Consider the following 12,726-nt stretch of genomic DNA (forward strand, 5'->3'; position numbering starts at 1 on the left):
ATCCCCTGCCTCAACCGATAAGGATCTTGGTATCGGAAATGAACTTGAATACCGGCACTGCCATGTTCTCGGGCGCCGGGCCTTTGCGAATGCGGCCGGCCGTGTCGTATTGCGAACCGTGGCACGGGCAGAACCAGCCGCCGAATTCGCCTTCCTGGCCGAGCGGAATGCAGCCCAGATGCGTGCAGACCTGGACCATCACCATCCAGGCTTCCTTGCCGGGCGTGGTGCGGTTGGCGTCGGTCGCCGGCGCGTCGGCCGGAAGGTTCGCGTTGCGGGCGATCGGATCCTTGAGGTCTGTCAGCTTGACCGCCTCGCCGTCCTTCATCTCCTGCTCGGTGCGGTTGCGCACCACGACAGGCTTGCCACGCCATTTGACAATCAGCGACATGCCCGGGGTCAGTGAAGCGACGTCGACCTCGACGGAAGCCAACGCCAGTGTCGAGGCGTCAGGGCGCATCTGGTCGATGAACGGCCATGCGAGGGCACCCGCGCCGACCACCGCGGCCATGCCGGTGGCGACATAGAGAAAATCACGACGGTTGGGATCCTGGGTGTCGGTTGCGCTCACGGGTGCCTGATCCTTTCGCCTATTCCGCGCCGGTGGCTGAGCCATGTTCCCCGCTCAATTGCGCCAACCCGACAGCGCATGGCGAACAGGCTTGCGAATTCCTCCGGCATTTGGACTTCGGTTTATGCGTGAAGCCCGTTTTTGTCCAGACGGGTGAAGGCACAAGGGCAGATTGTCGCGGGGACAAAATCCGTCCTCGGTCAGCGCGACGCCGGATGGCCGCCAAAGATCGCTAAACAACAGGGAAACAACCGCAATTCCGGGGTCGCCTCCACCTCGACACCGGACACCGGCCCGGTCTATCCTTGCCACCATGGCACACGTCATAGACCGCGACACATGGGCTGTTCGCTCTGACGGCTGGAAGGGCGAGCTGCAATGCGGCGCCTACGGCTCCAAGTCCTGCCTGATCTTCAACTATCTGCCTGATGTCGGCGGCGGCCCCCGGCTCCACACGCATCCCTACGCAGAGATCTTCATCATCCGCCAGGGCACCGGCCTGTTCACGGTCGGCGACCAGGAGGTCGAGGCCTTTGCCGGCCAGATCGTGATCGTTCCGCCCAACACGCCGCACAAATTCACCAATCTCGGACCGGGCCCTCTGGAAACCACCGACATCCACGAGAACGGCACCTTCATCACCGAATGGCTGGAATGACCATGATCCCGAAAGCGGGAACCAGTTTTCGCCGGAGGTCATGGTCGAACAAAAGAGCTATTTCGCGCCGAGCCTGACCAGAACCGCCTTCGGGATGTTGTATTCGCGAATGACGGCGTCATGCTTTCGCAATCCGCACAGTTCGCGCTGGATGAAATAGCCGTGCACCGCCTCTGCGGCCTCCTTGAGGAGACGGGGACGCAGGTTCTCATCGCCATTGTCGCGCAGCCTCCCCAGCGTTTCCTCGACCCGCTGGCCGGCGCGGCCGAGTGCTGCCGCCTTCTCGGCGAGGATTTCATGGCCGAGCGCGTCGAAGGCGGCTTCGGCAGCCGTGGCGCTGGCAGATGGAGGACGCAGCGACATTTCAGCCTCCTTTCCCAAAAATCATGCGGTGTGTGACGAATTCTTCGCCTATCACCGGCTGGAAGCCAAGCCGCTCATAGAACGCGAAGGCTTCTTGCGGCGCACGGGTGTTCAGCGCGGTAAAATGCTGACGCGCCCTATCGATGACGGTCTCGACCATCATGCGGCCAAGGCCGGTGCGGCGGTGAGGCGCGCTGACGAACAGGTGCCGGACCCGGCCCTGGTCCCTCGCCTCGAAATAAGGATCGATGTTCAGCCCGCACACACCGGCGAGGTCGCGGCCATGCCATGTGCCGTACAGCGCCTCGCCCCGCTTCAGGAACTTGTTGCGGCCGCTTGCCCAGCCATCCGCCAGGCGCACCAGCATCCAGTACCCCTCCAGACGGCTCTCCTCCTTCAGCGCGTCGAAGCCCGGCGTGGTTGGCCGGAGCCGCTTGAGCACAAAGCCGACCTCCGCCGATCCACCCATGCCCTCACTCCGCCGCCCCCTCATTCCGCCGGTCGCGTCTCTTCGAGCACGCTTTCCTCGTGATAGAGGAAGCCGCCGGACTGCCGCTGCCACAGCCGCGCATAGAGCCCGTCAAGCGCCACCAGTTCGTCATGCGTGCCTTGTTCGACGATGCGGCCGCCGTCGAGCACCACCAGCCGGTCGAGCGCGGCGATGGTCGACAGCCGATGGGCGATGGCGATGACCGTCTTATCCTCCATCAGCAACGCCAGATTCTCCTGGATCGCCGCCTCGATGTCCGAGTCCAGCGCCGACGTCGCCTCGTCGAGGATCAGGATCGGCGCGTCCTTGAGGAAGACGCGGGCGATTGCCACGCGCTGGCGCTGGCCGCCCGACAGTTTGACGCCGCGCTCGCCGACAAAGGCCTCGTAGCCGGCACGGTCCCGGTTGTCGCGAAGGCCCACGATGAATTCGTGCGCCTCGGCCTTCCTGGCCGCAGCGATCATCTCGGCATCGGTCGCGTCAGGCATGCCGAGTTTGATGTTGTCGCGCAGCGAACGGTGGAACAGTGCCGTGTCCTGGCTGACGACACCGATATTGGCGCGCAGCGAATTCTGCGTCACACCAGCGACGTCCTGACCGTCGATGGTGATGGACCCGCTTTCCAGATCGTAGAGCCGCAGGATCAGATTGGCGAGCGTCGTCTTGCCGGCGCCGGACGGCCCGACCAGCCCGACCTTTTCACCCGGCCGCACGACTAGGTCGATGCCGTTGAGCACGCCGAACCCCTTGCCGTAGTGGAACTCGACATTCTTGACCTCGATGCGCCCACCGGCCACCACGAGTTCTTTTGCGCCGGGCGCATCGGTGAGGCCGAGCGGCTGCGAGACCAGCGCCTTGGAGTTTTCCAGCACACCGAGATTACGCAATATGCCGTTGAGCTGCATCATCACCCGGCCGAGCAGCATGTTGAGCCGCAGCACCAGCGACAGCGTGAAGGCGACCGCGCCAACGGTGATCGAGCCTTCGAGCCACAGATAGACGGCAAAGCAACCGATCGTCGTGATCATGATGCCCGACAGTGTCGTCAGCGCCATACGCACGCCGGTCAGTCGGCGGGTGAACGGGCGCAGCGCGTCGAGATAGATGTCGAAGCCGTTCTTGATGTAGCGGTCGTCGCCATCGGCCGAGAACAGTTTCAGCGTCTGCACGTTCGAATAGGAATCGACGATGCGGCCGGTGATCATCGAGCCGGCTTCGGCGGTTTCCTCTGCGTGCTTACGGATTGCCGGCAGATAGAGCTTGGCCAGCCAGCCGAAGGCGGAAATCCAGATCACCACCAGCACGGCCAGCCTGAGATCCAGCCCGGCGACCAGCGCCAGCGTCGTCACGGTATAGACGATCATGAACCAGATGACCTCGATGAAGCTTTCCATCAGGTCACCGGTGGCTTGGCCCGCCTGCCAGACCTTGGTGGCGATGCGGCCGGCGAAATCGTTCTGGAAGAAGGCGTAGGACTGGCGCGACACGTACCGGTGCGCCTGCCAGCGCACCAGATTGTAGAAGCCGGGCGTGATTGTCTGTTCGTCGACCAGCGCTGACAGGCCGACGACGATGGTGCGGATGACCAGCACCACCGCGATCATGAACACCAGTTCGGGGCCGGCGGCATTCCACAGCGCGTGCCAGCTGCGCTCGCCGGGAAGCTGGTCGAGAATGTCGACCAGCCGCCCGACGAAGTAGAACAGGCCGGCTTCGACCAGCGGTGCTATGCCGCCGATGAGCAGCATGGCGAAAAAGGCGAATTTCGCCTGGCCGACATAGTGCCAGAGAAAACCGCCGACGCTCGTCGGTGGCCGAAGATTCGCCGGCTCCCTGAACGGATAGACCCAGTTCTCGAACCAGCGATAGACGGCTGTCATCATGCGGCGGCCATCATTCTGCGGCTTGCCCCTTTGCACGTGCGTCATTGGCGGCATCGGCCGGGCCATCGTCGAGCAGGAACCCGCCCGACTGACGCTGCCAGAGCTGCGCGTAGAGCCCGCCCCGGGCGACGAGTTCCTCGTGCGAACCTTCCTCGATGACGTGGCCCCTGTCCATCACCACCAGCCGGTCCATCGCCGCGATGGTCGACAGCCGGTGCGCGATGGCGATGACGGTCTTGCCTTGCATGAGCTTGTAGAGATTCTCCTGGATGGCCGCTTCAGCCTCGGAATCGAGCGCGGACGTCGCCTCGTCAAGGATAAGTATAGGTGCGTCCTTCAACATAACGCGAGCAATGGCGATGCGTTGCCGCTGGCCGCCGGACAATTTGACGCCGCGATCGCCGACATGGGCGTCGAATCCCTTGCGGTCCTTGGCATCCGAAAGCCCGGAGATGAAGTCCAGCGCCTCGGCGCGCCGCGCCGCCTCGACGAGCAATTCGTCGCTGGCGTCAGGCCGGCCATAGAGGATGTTTTCACGCACCGAACGATGCAGCAGGGAGGTGTCCTGCGTGACCATGCCGATTTGGGCGCGCAGCGAATCCTGCGTCACGCCGGCGATCTCCTGGCCGTCGATCAGAATCCGGCCAGCTTCCAGGTCGTAGAAGCGCAGCAGGAGGTTGACCAGCGTCGACTTGCCGGCGCCCGAGCGGCCGACAATGCCGACCTTCTCGCCCGGCTTCACCGTCAGCGACAGGCCCTCGATGACACCTTTCTGCTTGCCATAGTGGAACCGGATGTCGTCGAAGCGGATCTCGCCCCTGGTGACGGAGATGTCCTTGGCCCCCGGCCGGTCCTCGACCAGGCGCGGCAACGAGATCGAGGCGATGCCGTCCTGCACGGTGCCGATGTTCTCGAACAGGCCCGACATTTCCCACATGATCCACTGCGACATGCCCCACATCCGGAGCACCAGCCCGATGACCACGGCGACCGCGCCGATCGTCACCGCCTGCCCCAGCCACAGCCATAGCGACAGCGCGGTGACGGAGAACAGCAGCAGCGCGTTCAGGATATAGAGGACGCCATACAGCACCGTCACCAGCCGCATCGACCGGTAGACCGTCTCGAGGAAGCCGGCCATGCCCTCCTTGGCGAAGGATGCTTCGCGGCGTGCATGGCTGAACAGCTTGACCGTCTGGATGTTGCTGTAGCTGTCGACGACGCGGCCGGTCATGGTCGATCGGGCATTGGCCTGTTCTTCGCCGACCTTGCCCAGCCGCGGAATGAAATAGCGCAGCAGCAGGACATAGCCGACGAGCCAGACGACAAGCGGCGTTGCCAACCGCCAGTCGGCCGAGCCGACAATGAAGAGCATGCCAAGGAAATAGACGATGACGTAGTTCAGCACATCGATCAGCTTGATGACGCATTCGCGCACGGCGAGCGCCGTCTGCATCAGCTTGGTGGCGATGCGGCCGGCGAACTCGTCCTGGTAGAAGCTCATCGATTGCTTGAGCAGGTAGCGGTGCACCTGCCAGCGTATGCGCATGGGATAGTTACCCATCAGCGTCTGCTGGTTGAGCAGCGAATGGAGCCACACCGTTCCCGGCAGCGCGAACAGCACGATGAACGCCATGCCGGCGAGCTTCCATGCTTCCGTCTGCAGGAAGGTTTCGCGATTCTGCCCCGACAGCCAGTCGACGATCCGGCCGAGGAAGCCGAACATCCACACTTCGGCGATGGCGATGGCCGTCACCAGCACCGCGTCAAGAAGGATGTAGGGCCAGGCCCCGCGTGTGTAATGCACGCAGAAGGCGACCAGCGTCTTGGGCGGCTCGACCGGTTCCGCTGCGGGGAACGGGTCGAGCCTTTTTTCAAACCAGCCGAACAACATAAGTCATGCTCACAAATCTGTTTTCCGCTCACGCGGCGTGGGAACGTACGAAGTCGCCAGACCGCTCGGCGTCAAGGACCGATGGCTCGGCATCGTCCGAGCCATCGGTCCTGCTTCGCGCTATATAGGGGCTCGCGCTCTTTTCGCCGACAGCCGTGCTTGTCGATCCTGACGGCGCGGTGTCGACAACCCGGAGCTTCGGCCCCGGCCGGATCAGCCGGATGATCCGGCGCACCAGCGACGGCCGGCTCGGGTCGGGAACCGCGTGCGAGAAATCGACATCCGGCAGCATGCCGCGATGCGGCCGGCGGCGGACTTCGGCATGCACCGCCGACGAATAGGTTTCGCCGATCAGCAGCGCCCAGGTTGCCATTTTCTGGTCGTGCAGGCTCCTCGAGCCAGGTATTCTGTAGGGATCGAACATCGGTCCGTCCTCCGTGTGAAAATAGAGATGAAAAGGTGAATCCATATCGTCCGCCGGCATTCGGCCGGAGGCACGGATTGCGTCGGTCTGGACACGACGGGAGTCGTTGGTCTGGACATGACGGCGGGCGTCAGTCTGGACACGACAAGCGTCGGTCTGGACACGTTCAGGCGGGGCGTTCAGCCCCTTTGACAGTTTGAAAAACATCGCAGGATTCCTTCGAGAGCCGAAAAAGCGTTTCGGCGGGAATCGGTGCGATCAAGTCTTAGAGAGTCAGGAGAATTGTCGTACCGAAACCGCCATGGGGCGAACAAGCCCACGAGAGGGGCGCTGGATGTGCATGGTCATCATGAATTTCCCCTCCATCGGTTCGGGTTGACAATGGGTCTGACATACCCGACTTCGCAGAAAATGGCCACCCGCAGGTCCAGCAATTTCCAAAACCGCGAGCCGGCTGTGGCCGATCTGCCACTTATTAGAAGGACGCGGAAATGAACGACCGTCTCCGCATCGCGCTCTACCAGCCTGATATCGCCGGCAACACCGGCACAATCCTGCGCTTTGCCGCTTGCCTCGGCCTTGGCGTCGATATCATCGAACCGGCCGGCTTTCCGCTCTCCGACCGGGCGCTTAAGCGAGCCGGCATGGATTACCTCGAAATGGCTGATCTGACCCGGCATGTCGATTGGCACGCCTTCGAGGACTGGCGCAGGGCGGGCGCCCGCCGGCTGGTGCTTCTGTCGACCAAGGCCGCGATTCCCTACACGAGCTTTGCCTTCGCCAGTGGCGACATCCTTTTGTTCGGCCGCGAATCCGCAGGCGTGCCGGATGCTGTCCATCAAACGGCGGATGCGCGGCTGACCATCCCCATGCAGGGTGCCGCGCGCAGCATCAACGTCGCGCTGTCCGTCGCCATGGTGGCGGGTGAAGCCATCCGGCAACTCGGCTAGGAGTTCGCTGGCAACCCCCGTCAATTTGACCCAGGCGCACATCGCCCTCTCCTTCATTTGCACATCCTGGGTTTCTTGCTACAAGCTCAACTTAACTTGAGGTCAAGCGATAAAATCGAGGCGGGAAAGCAAGGATGGCACCAGTAACGGAATTAACGGTCGGCCAGGTGGCGATGCGCAGCGGGGTGGCGGTGTCGGCTCTGCATTTCTATGAGGCGCGCGGCCTGATCCGCAGCCACCGCACGTCCGGCAACCAGCGCCGCTACGGCCGCGACGTGCTGCGGCGCGTGGCGATCATCAAGGTCGCGCAGGAGGTCGGCATCTCGCTGGCCGAGATCGGTGCCGCCTTGGCATCCCTGCCAGAGGGCCGCACGCCGACCCGCGACGACTGGAACCTTTTGTCCACCGCCTGGCGCGACGGGCTCGATCACAAGATCGCCCAGTTGAAGAAACTGCGCGACGGGCTGACCGACTGCATCGGCTGCGGCTGCATGTCGATCGACAAATGCCCGCTCAGGAACAAGGGCGACCGCCTGTCTAGGGACGGCACGGGGGCGAGACGGTTGGTGGCTACACCTTCTCTCCGTTCGGGGAAAAGGTACCTGAAATCCTAATCCGCCGCCGGCAGCCGCCTGATGGTGAATTCGATCAGGTCGCCCGGTCGCTCGAACCAGCTTTCGATCTCGGTCCAGTAGGCCTGCTTGGGAAAGCGCTCGAACCATTCCTTGGCCTTGAGGCGCGCATCGGAGCGCGGCAGCACGAAGGTCTCGCGCAAAAACCCGTCGCGTGGCATGCGCGTGCGCTCGGTCCGGCTTTGGTCGAGCCTTTTCTTCAGGCCATCCAGCGGTGGTCTTGCCGGGGTGCGCACGAAACAACTCCTTGCACCTTAATGACGCTTGGACACTTGACCCTTGCCCCTAAGAGATTAGGGATCGCGCCGGCAAAAGACGAGTCATTTGTAGGGACTCGGCCCCCCGCAACCGGAGACGGCACTTGGAACGACCTGAAATACCGGCAGGCCTGCCCGCCGACATCGAACAGAAGAAGATGAAGGCGCGCCTTTGGTTCGAGGCGCTGCGCGAACGCATCTGTGGCGCCTTCGAGCAAATCGAGCAGGATCTTGGCGGCCCGCTGGCCTCGTGGTCGCCAGGCCGTTTCGAAAAGACGCCATGGGAGCGCGACGAGGGCCGCGGCGGCGGCGGCACCATGTCGATGATGCATGGCCGCGTCTTCGAGAAGGTCGGCGTCCACACCTCGACGGTCTATGGCGAATTCTCACCCGAATTCAGGAAGCAGATGCCCGGCGCCGAGGAAGACCCGCGCTTCTGGGCCAGCGGCATTTCGCTGATCGCTCACCCCTGGAACCCCAACGTTCCGGCCGTGCACATGAACACCCGCATGGTCGTCACGTCTAGCCAATGGTTCGGCGGCGGCGCCGATTTGACGCCGGTGCTCGACCGTCGGCGCACCCAGGACGATCCCGACACCATCGCCTTCCACCGGGCCATGCAGTTCGCTTGCGAGAAGAGCCCCGAGGTCGCCGATTATCCGAAATTCAAGGCCTGGTGCGACGAGTATTTCTATCTGCCGCATCGCAACGAGCCGCGCGGCACCGGCGGCATCTTTTTCGACTGGCTGCATTCGGGCGAGGACAAAGGCGGCTGGAACGCTGATTTCAACTTCGTCCAGGATGTCGGACGCTCCTTTCTCGTCGTCTACGGCCACCTCGTGCGCGCCAACTTCAATGAGAACTGGACCGATGGCGACCGCGACGAACAGCTCATCCGGCGTGGCCGCTATGTAGAATTCAACCTGCTTCACGATCGCGGCACCATCTTCGGACTGAAGACCGGCGGCAATGTCGCCTCGATCCTCTCCAGCCTGCCGCCCGAGGTCCGCTGGCCGTAACAAAATGGTGAGCGCGATGTGAGCCGCATTGATGTCCCATTTGCTCGAAATGGGCATGGAATGTGGCATACAGCACCGCGAAAGATTTCTTTTTCGTCTAATAGGCGATTGAAAAGGCTGGCCTATTTCCTGCGCCGGGTCGGGAAGCGCCGGCGGTTCGCCTGAGAGCAAAACAGAAGCGAGCCGCGACCCGACGCGACCGGACGGCCCAGACGATGCGGGACATCTTCGTCAAAAAGGATACCCGCCTTTTCCAGGAGTACTTCGCAATGCGCAGGATCATTGTTTCGGCTGCCGCGGCTGCCCTTCTCGCTTCCGGTTCGGTGGCATTCGCCGCCGTCAAGCACACCACCGGAACGATCAAGACCTTTGACGCAACGGCCATGAGCCTTGTCCTCGATGACGGATCGTCTTTTACGCTTCCCAAGACCTTCAAGGATCCTGGCCTTCAGGTCGGTGAAAAGGTTCGCGTCTCATGGGAGATGAGCGGCAAGAACAAGGTTGCCGAGGCCGTCAAGATCGCAAAGTGACAGCCTGCCTGCCACAGCAGGACGAGACGATTTCTGGTCCTGCTTTGGGATAGCGTAAGAGGGCGGAGCAGCGCTGCTCCGCCTTTTCGCCGTTGACTGCGACCAATGCCGCCCCATCTGTGTTATGCTGTTCCCCCGCTCGCGGCCCAAGTTCCCATCCTGGATTTGGACCATGAGCCGAAAAACTATCGGAGCCTCAGGCTCCGCGGAGGAAAAGGAGAAATCCCATGAAACAATTTCACTGCGGGTCGCTGGTGCCCGGCTGTGACTGGCACACGCGTGCCGACGAGGAGGCCGAGGTCATGCGCCGTGCCGTAGAGCACATGCGCGAGACCCATGGCGAGGCGGTCATCCGCGAGACGATGATCGAGGCGATCCGCTCGCGCATCGAGAAGACCCGCGACGCTGCGTGACTTCAGCCTGCTTTCAAGGCTTCCGCGGCGCGTTCAAGCAGCGCGCCGCGATCGGGCGAAAAGCCCGCTTCGACCCATTCAGTCTCAAGGGTCTTGAGGATTTCCCCAAGCTTCGGCCCTGGAGTTGCGCCGAGCCGCGTCAGATCGGCGCCCTTTAGCGGAAACAACGGCTTCTCCCATTTCAGGGCGAAGGTAAGCAGGCGCGAAAAGCCGCCGGCTTCGAGCAACGCGTCATTGTCCTGGACGGCGCGCATCCGCGCGCCCGCAAGCGACAGCCGCAGGCGGTCGACGAACCCCTGTCGGTCGCCGCGATAGAGCCGCTTTGCCAACTCGCCCTCCGTCGTCTTCGGCTCGGCGGCGGTGGCCAACGTCCAGTGGCGCAGGCGATCCGCTTCGGCGGTCGAAAATTTGAGCCGCTCGGCGAGCGTCTTCATGCGCGCGGCATCCGGCGGCACGATCGCTTCCAGCCTGAGCAGGGGGTCAGGTGCCCAGTCCAGATCCTTCTCGGCCTTGGTCAGCGCATGGATCGCGTCGATGCCCCATTTCTCGCTTTCCGGCAGCGCGGCGGTCAATACGCCGGCCTGCCGCATCCAGAGCAACGCCCGCGAAGGATCGGGCGCCGACAGAAGCTTCTTCAGTTCCGACCAGATGCGCTCGGCCGAAAGCTGGGCCAGCCCTTCCTTCAGCCGGGCACAGGCTTTCAGCCCCTCGGCATCCGGCCGGCCATCGCCGTACCAGGCGAAGAAGCGGAAGAAGCGCAGGATGCGCAGATAATCCTCGCGGATGCGCGCTTCCGGATCGCCGATGAAGCGCAACCGGCGCGCCTCGATGTCGGCGATGCCGCCGACCAGGTCGATCACCGTGCCATCGGCCTCGGCATAGAGCGCGTTGATGGTGAAGTCGCGCCGCTCGGCGTCGAGCTTCCAGTCGCTCCCGAACGACACCTTGGCGCGACGGCCATCGGTCTCGACATCGGCGCGTAAGGTGGTGATCTCATATGGCTTGCCGCCGGCAACCACGGTGATCGTCCCATGCTCGATGCCGGTCGGAACCGCCTTGAAGCCTTCCGCCTCGGCGCGGCGGATGGTTTCCTGCGGCAGACAGGTGGTGGCGATGTCGATGTCGGCAACCGGCTGGCCCATCAGCGTGTTGCGTACCGCGCCACCGGCAACACGCGCCTCTTCGCCGCTTTGCGCCAATGCGGCAAGCAGGCGCTGCAGATGCTTGTCGCCGAGCCACTCGGCCCGGCCCGCAATAGAGACATTCACGCATAGAGCCTTTCGTAGAGCGTACGGATAATGCCGGCGGTGACGCCCCAGATGCGCCGGTCGCCATAGGGCATGTCGTAGAAGAACCATTCGAGATCGTTCCACATGCGGCTGTCGCGCTTGTGGTTGGCCGGGTCCATCAGGAAACGCAGCGGCACTTCGAAGGCGGCATCGACCTCGTCGGCATTCAAGCTGAGCCGGAAACCGGACCGCACGATGCCCAGCACCGGCGCGATGCGGTAGCCGCTGCCGGCTACGTAGTCGGGCATGCGGCCGATGATCTCGATGCGATCCTGAGCAAGGCCGATTTCCTCTAAGGTCTCGCGCACAGCCGCCGCTTCCGGACTGGCATCGGTCGCATCGATGGTGCCGCCGGGAAAGGCCACCTGCCCCGAATGGTTGCGCAGCCTTTCGGCCCGTTTGGTCAACAGAACCGTGGCTTCGCCCTCATGATCGACCACCGGGATCAGCACCGCGGCATTGCGCAGCGGCTTGCCATGGTTGAGGCGTGGATGGCCTGGATTGAAGCGATGGTCACCATAGTCGTCGCCGGCATGCGCATCCGGCTGTGCCGCAAAGCGCGCGCGAAAGTCCGCTGCGGAAAACGGCGCCGTTGACATCTGGTCCATCACGCGCTCAGCCGCTTCAGCTGGTCCGCCGGCATGATCGCAAACACCGCGCCCTTGGAGCGCACGGCGAACATGGTCTTGCCGCCGATCTCGATCTCCTCGCCATGTCCGACCAGCTCATACATCACCGGCCGCGCCACCAGCGCTTCCAGCCGGCCGCGCACCAGCACATAGGGTTTCAGGCCACCGGTCTCGCTCTCGTCGACAAAGCGCAGCGGCCGTTCCGGTCCGGCTTCGACGACATCGCCGACATTGGTGCGGAAGGTGATAATCTGCGCGTCGCCACTGCCCGAAACATCCATCTCGACGGCGATGAATGGCGCGTCGGCGACGCGGATGCCGACCCGTTCCACCGGTGTCACCAGATAGGTCCTGCCGTCCGCGTCCTTGCGCAGCACCGAGGAGAACAGCTGCACCAGTGGCATGCGTCCGATCGACGTGCCCAGATAGAACCAGGTGCCGTCAGCCTTGATCTCCATGTCGAGATCGCCGCAGAAGTCGGGATTCCAGCGCTCGACCGGCGCCGCGCCCTTGCCGGCGCGGGCGGCGCGCGAGATCAGCGCTTCGAGACCGCGCGCCTCGGTGGCGGTCGTGAGGCTTAGCTGGCGATGTTCGGAGTGTTCCGTCATGGTCACGAAATAGTCACTGTTGTTCCGCTTGTCAGCCTAAGTCTGTGATTTAAGTTTTGACATAGGCGCCACGCGAGGCCGAATCGCGGCAACCTATGCTATGGTGCGTGCCGGTA

At 63.3% G+C, this 12,726-nt stretch carries 16 protein-coding genes; 6 read left to right on the plus strand and 10 right to left on the minus strand.

The window, feature by feature from the left end; translation table 11 throughout:
* Positions 1 to 10 precede the first annotated feature (10 nt).
* Entirely contained in the window at positions 11 to 571 is a 561-nt protein-coding gene (gene petA, locus AC1D08_RS21470; RefSeq protein ID WP_457154199.1) for a ubiquinol-cytochrome c reductase iron-sulfur subunit, read from the minus strand.
* A 313-nt stretch (positions 572 to 884) separates the two neighbouring features.
* Between petA and AC1D08_RS21475 the strand changes: the two genes are divergently transcribed.
* The gene (locus tag AC1D08_RS21475; RefSeq protein ID WP_477300327.1) at positions 885 to 1,229 is read left to right on the plus strand and encodes a cupin domain-containing protein; all 345 of its coding nucleotides are present in this window, start codon (positions 885 to 887) and stop codon (positions 1,227 to 1,229) included.
* 57 nt (positions 1,230 to 1,286) lie between these two features.
* On the opposite strand, the gene AC1D08_RS21480 is transcribed toward AC1D08_RS21475, so the two are convergent.
* The 5 genes from AC1D08_RS21480 to AC1D08_RS21500 are packed head-to-tail and all read right to left on the minus strand — an operon-like array spanning position 1,287 to position 6,328.
* Positions 1,287 to 1,592, minus strand: a complete 306-nt coding sequence (locus tag AC1D08_RS21480) for a DUF6665 family protein (RefSeq protein WP_457154201.1) — start codon at positions 1,590 to 1,592, stop codon at positions 1,287 to 1,289.
* 1 nt (position 1,593) lies between these two features.
* A complete protein-coding gene (locus AC1D08_RS21485; RefSeq protein ID WP_457154202.1) occupies positions 1,594 to 2,061 on the minus strand; it encodes a GNAT family N-acetyltransferase in 468 nt (155 codons plus the stop codon).
* Positions 2,062 to 2,081: 20 nt separating this feature from the next.
* Positions 2,082 to 3,965: an ABC transporter ATP-binding protein gene (locus AC1D08_RS21490; RefSeq protein WP_457154203.1), complete on the minus strand. Its 1,884-nt coding sequence runs from the start codon at positions 3,963 to 3,965 to the stop codon at positions 2,082 to 2,084.
* A gap of 10 nt (positions 3,966 to 3,975) precedes the next feature.
* Positions 3,976 to 5,859, minus strand: a complete 1,884-nt coding sequence (locus tag AC1D08_RS21495) for an ABC transporter ATP-binding protein (protein WP_477418814.1) — start codon at positions 5,857 to 5,859, stop codon at positions 3,976 to 3,978.
* A 28-nt stretch (positions 5,860 to 5,887) separates the two neighbouring features.
* Positions 5,888 to 6,328, minus strand: coding sequence for a hypothetical protein (locus AC1D08_RS21500; RefSeq protein WP_457154934.1), 441 nt, complete (start codon positions 6,326 to 6,328; stop codon positions 5,888 to 5,890).
* Between the two features lie 446 nt (positions 6,329 to 6,774).
* Between AC1D08_RS21500 and AC1D08_RS21505 the strand changes: the two genes are divergently transcribed.
* Both AC1D08_RS21505 and soxR read left to right on the plus strand, forming a co-directional pair.
* Entirely contained in the window at positions 6,775 to 7,233 is a 459-nt protein-coding gene (locus AC1D08_RS21505) for a tRNA (cytidine(34)-2'-O)-methyltransferase (RefSeq protein ID WP_477418818.1), read from the plus strand.
* A gap of 134 nt (positions 7,234 to 7,367) precedes the next feature.
* Complete coding sequence (gene soxR / locus AC1D08_RS21510) at positions 7,368 to 7,847, plus strand: redox-sensitive transcriptional activator SoxR (protein WP_457155080.1); 480 nt, start codon at positions 7,368 to 7,370, stop codon at positions 7,845 to 7,847.
* Here the strand turns inward: soxR and AC1D08_RS21515 are convergent.
* Complete coding sequence (locus AC1D08_RS21515; protein WP_095090839.1) at positions 7,844 to 8,101, minus strand: hypothetical protein; 258 nt, start codon at positions 8,099 to 8,101, stop codon at positions 7,844 to 7,846. The two genes, soxR and AC1D08_RS21515, sit on opposite strands and share 4 nt — an antisense overlap.
* A 125-nt stretch (positions 8,102 to 8,226) precedes the next feature.
* Here AC1D08_RS21515 and hemF point away from each other — a divergent pair, with 125 nt between their 5' ends.
* From hemF to AC1D08_RS21530, 3 genes are all read left to right on the plus strand, one after another.
* Positions 8,227 to 9,141 carry an oxygen-dependent coproporphyrinogen oxidase gene (gene hemF / locus AC1D08_RS21520; protein WP_095090838.1) on the plus strand — a complete coding sequence of 305 codons (915 nt, stop codon included), beginning with the start codon at positions 8,227 to 8,229 and terminating at the stop codon, positions 9,139 to 9,141.
* A 269-nt stretch (positions 9,142 to 9,410) separates the two neighbouring features.
* Positions 9,411 to 9,671, plus strand: a complete 261-nt coding sequence (locus tag AC1D08_RS21525) for a DUF1344 domain-containing protein (RefSeq protein WP_457151226.1) — start codon at positions 9,411 to 9,413, stop codon at positions 9,669 to 9,671.
* 227 nt (positions 9,672 to 9,898) lie between these two features.
* Positions 9,899 to 10,084: a DUF1059 domain-containing protein gene (locus AC1D08_RS21530; protein ID WP_095090837.1), complete on the plus strand. Its 186-nt coding sequence runs from the start codon at positions 9,899 to 9,901 to the stop codon at positions 10,082 to 10,084.
* Positions 10,085 to 10,086: 2 nt separating this feature from the next.
* On the opposite strand, the gene AC1D08_RS21535 is transcribed toward AC1D08_RS21530, so the two are convergent.
* Genes AC1D08_RS21535 through AC1D08_RS21545 form a run of 3 tightly spaced genes read right to left on the minus strand, consistent with a single transcriptional unit; the run spans position 10,087 to position 12,610 of the window.
* Positions 10,087 to 11,352, minus strand: coding sequence for a CCA tRNA nucleotidyltransferase (locus AC1D08_RS21535; RefSeq protein ID WP_457151225.1), 1,266 nt, complete (start codon positions 11,350 to 11,352; stop codon positions 10,087 to 10,089).
* Entirely contained in the window at positions 11,349 to 11,981 is a 633-nt protein-coding gene (locus AC1D08_RS21540; RefSeq protein WP_457151224.1) for a CoA pyrophosphatase, read from the minus strand. Before AC1D08_RS21540 ends, AC1D08_RS21535 begins: the two co-directional genes overlap by 4 nt.
* Positions 11,981 to 12,610, minus strand: coding sequence for a DUF1285 domain-containing protein (locus tag AC1D08_RS21545; RefSeq protein WP_457151227.1), 630 nt, complete (start codon positions 12,608 to 12,610; stop codon positions 11,981 to 11,983). Before AC1D08_RS21545 ends, AC1D08_RS21540 begins: the two co-directional genes overlap by 1 nt.
* Positions 12,611 to 12,726: the final 116 nt, after the last annotated feature.

The sequence above is a fragment of the Mesorhizobium sp. P2_E6 genome, assembly GCF_056403835.1.

What these genes read in the sequence shown, in the direction of transcription:
- AC1D08_RS21475 (WP_477300327.1), top strand. Translation starts at nt 885, where the DNA reads ATGGCACACGTCATAGACCGCGACACATGGGCTGTTCGCTCTGACGGC.
- AC1D08_RS21480 (WP_457154201.1), bottom strand. Translation starts at nt 1,592, where the DNA reads ATGTCGCTGCGTCCTCCATCTGCCAGCGCCACGGCTGCCGAAGCCGCC.
- AC1D08_RS21485 (WP_457154202.1), bottom strand. Translation starts at nt 2,061, where the DNA reads ATGGGTGGATCGGCGGAGGTCGGCTTTGTGCTCAAGCGGCTCCGGCCA.
- AC1D08_RS21490 (WP_457154203.1), bottom strand. Translation starts at nt 3,965, where the DNA reads ATGATGACAGCCGTCTATCGCTGGTTCGAGAACTGGGTCTATCCGTTC.
- AC1D08_RS21495 (WP_477418814.1), bottom strand. Translation starts at nt 5,859, where the DNA reads ATGTTGTTCGGCTGGTTTGAAAAAAGGCTCGACCCGTTCCCCGCAGCG.
- AC1D08_RS21500 (WP_457154934.1), bottom strand. Translation starts at nt 6,328, where the DNA reads ATGGATTCACCTTTTCATCTCTATTTTCACACGGAGGACGGACCGATG.
- AC1D08_RS21505 (WP_477418818.1), top strand. Translation starts at nt 6,775, where the DNA reads ATGAACGACCGTCTCCGCATCGCGCTCTACCAGCCTGATATCGCCGGC.
- soxR (WP_457155080.1), top strand. Translation starts at nt 7,368, where the DNA reads ATGGCACCAGTAACGGAATTAACGGTCGGCCAGGTGGCGATGCGCAGC.
- AC1D08_RS21525 (WP_457151226.1), top strand. Translation starts at nt 9,411, where the DNA reads ATGCGCAGGATCATTGTTTCGGCTGCCGCGGCTGCCCTTCTCGCTTCC.
- AC1D08_RS21530 (WP_095090837.1), top strand. Translation starts at nt 9,899, where the DNA reads ATGAAACAATTTCACTGCGGGTCGCTGGTGCCCGGCTGTGACTGGCAC.
- AC1D08_RS21540 (WP_457151224.1), bottom strand. Translation starts at nt 11,981, where the DNA reads ATGGACCAGATGTCAACGGCGCCGTTTTCCGCAGCGGACTTTCGCGCG.
- AC1D08_RS21545 (WP_457151227.1), bottom strand. Translation starts at nt 12,610, where the DNA reads ATGACGGAACACTCCGAACATCGCCAGCTAAGCCTCACGACCGCCACC.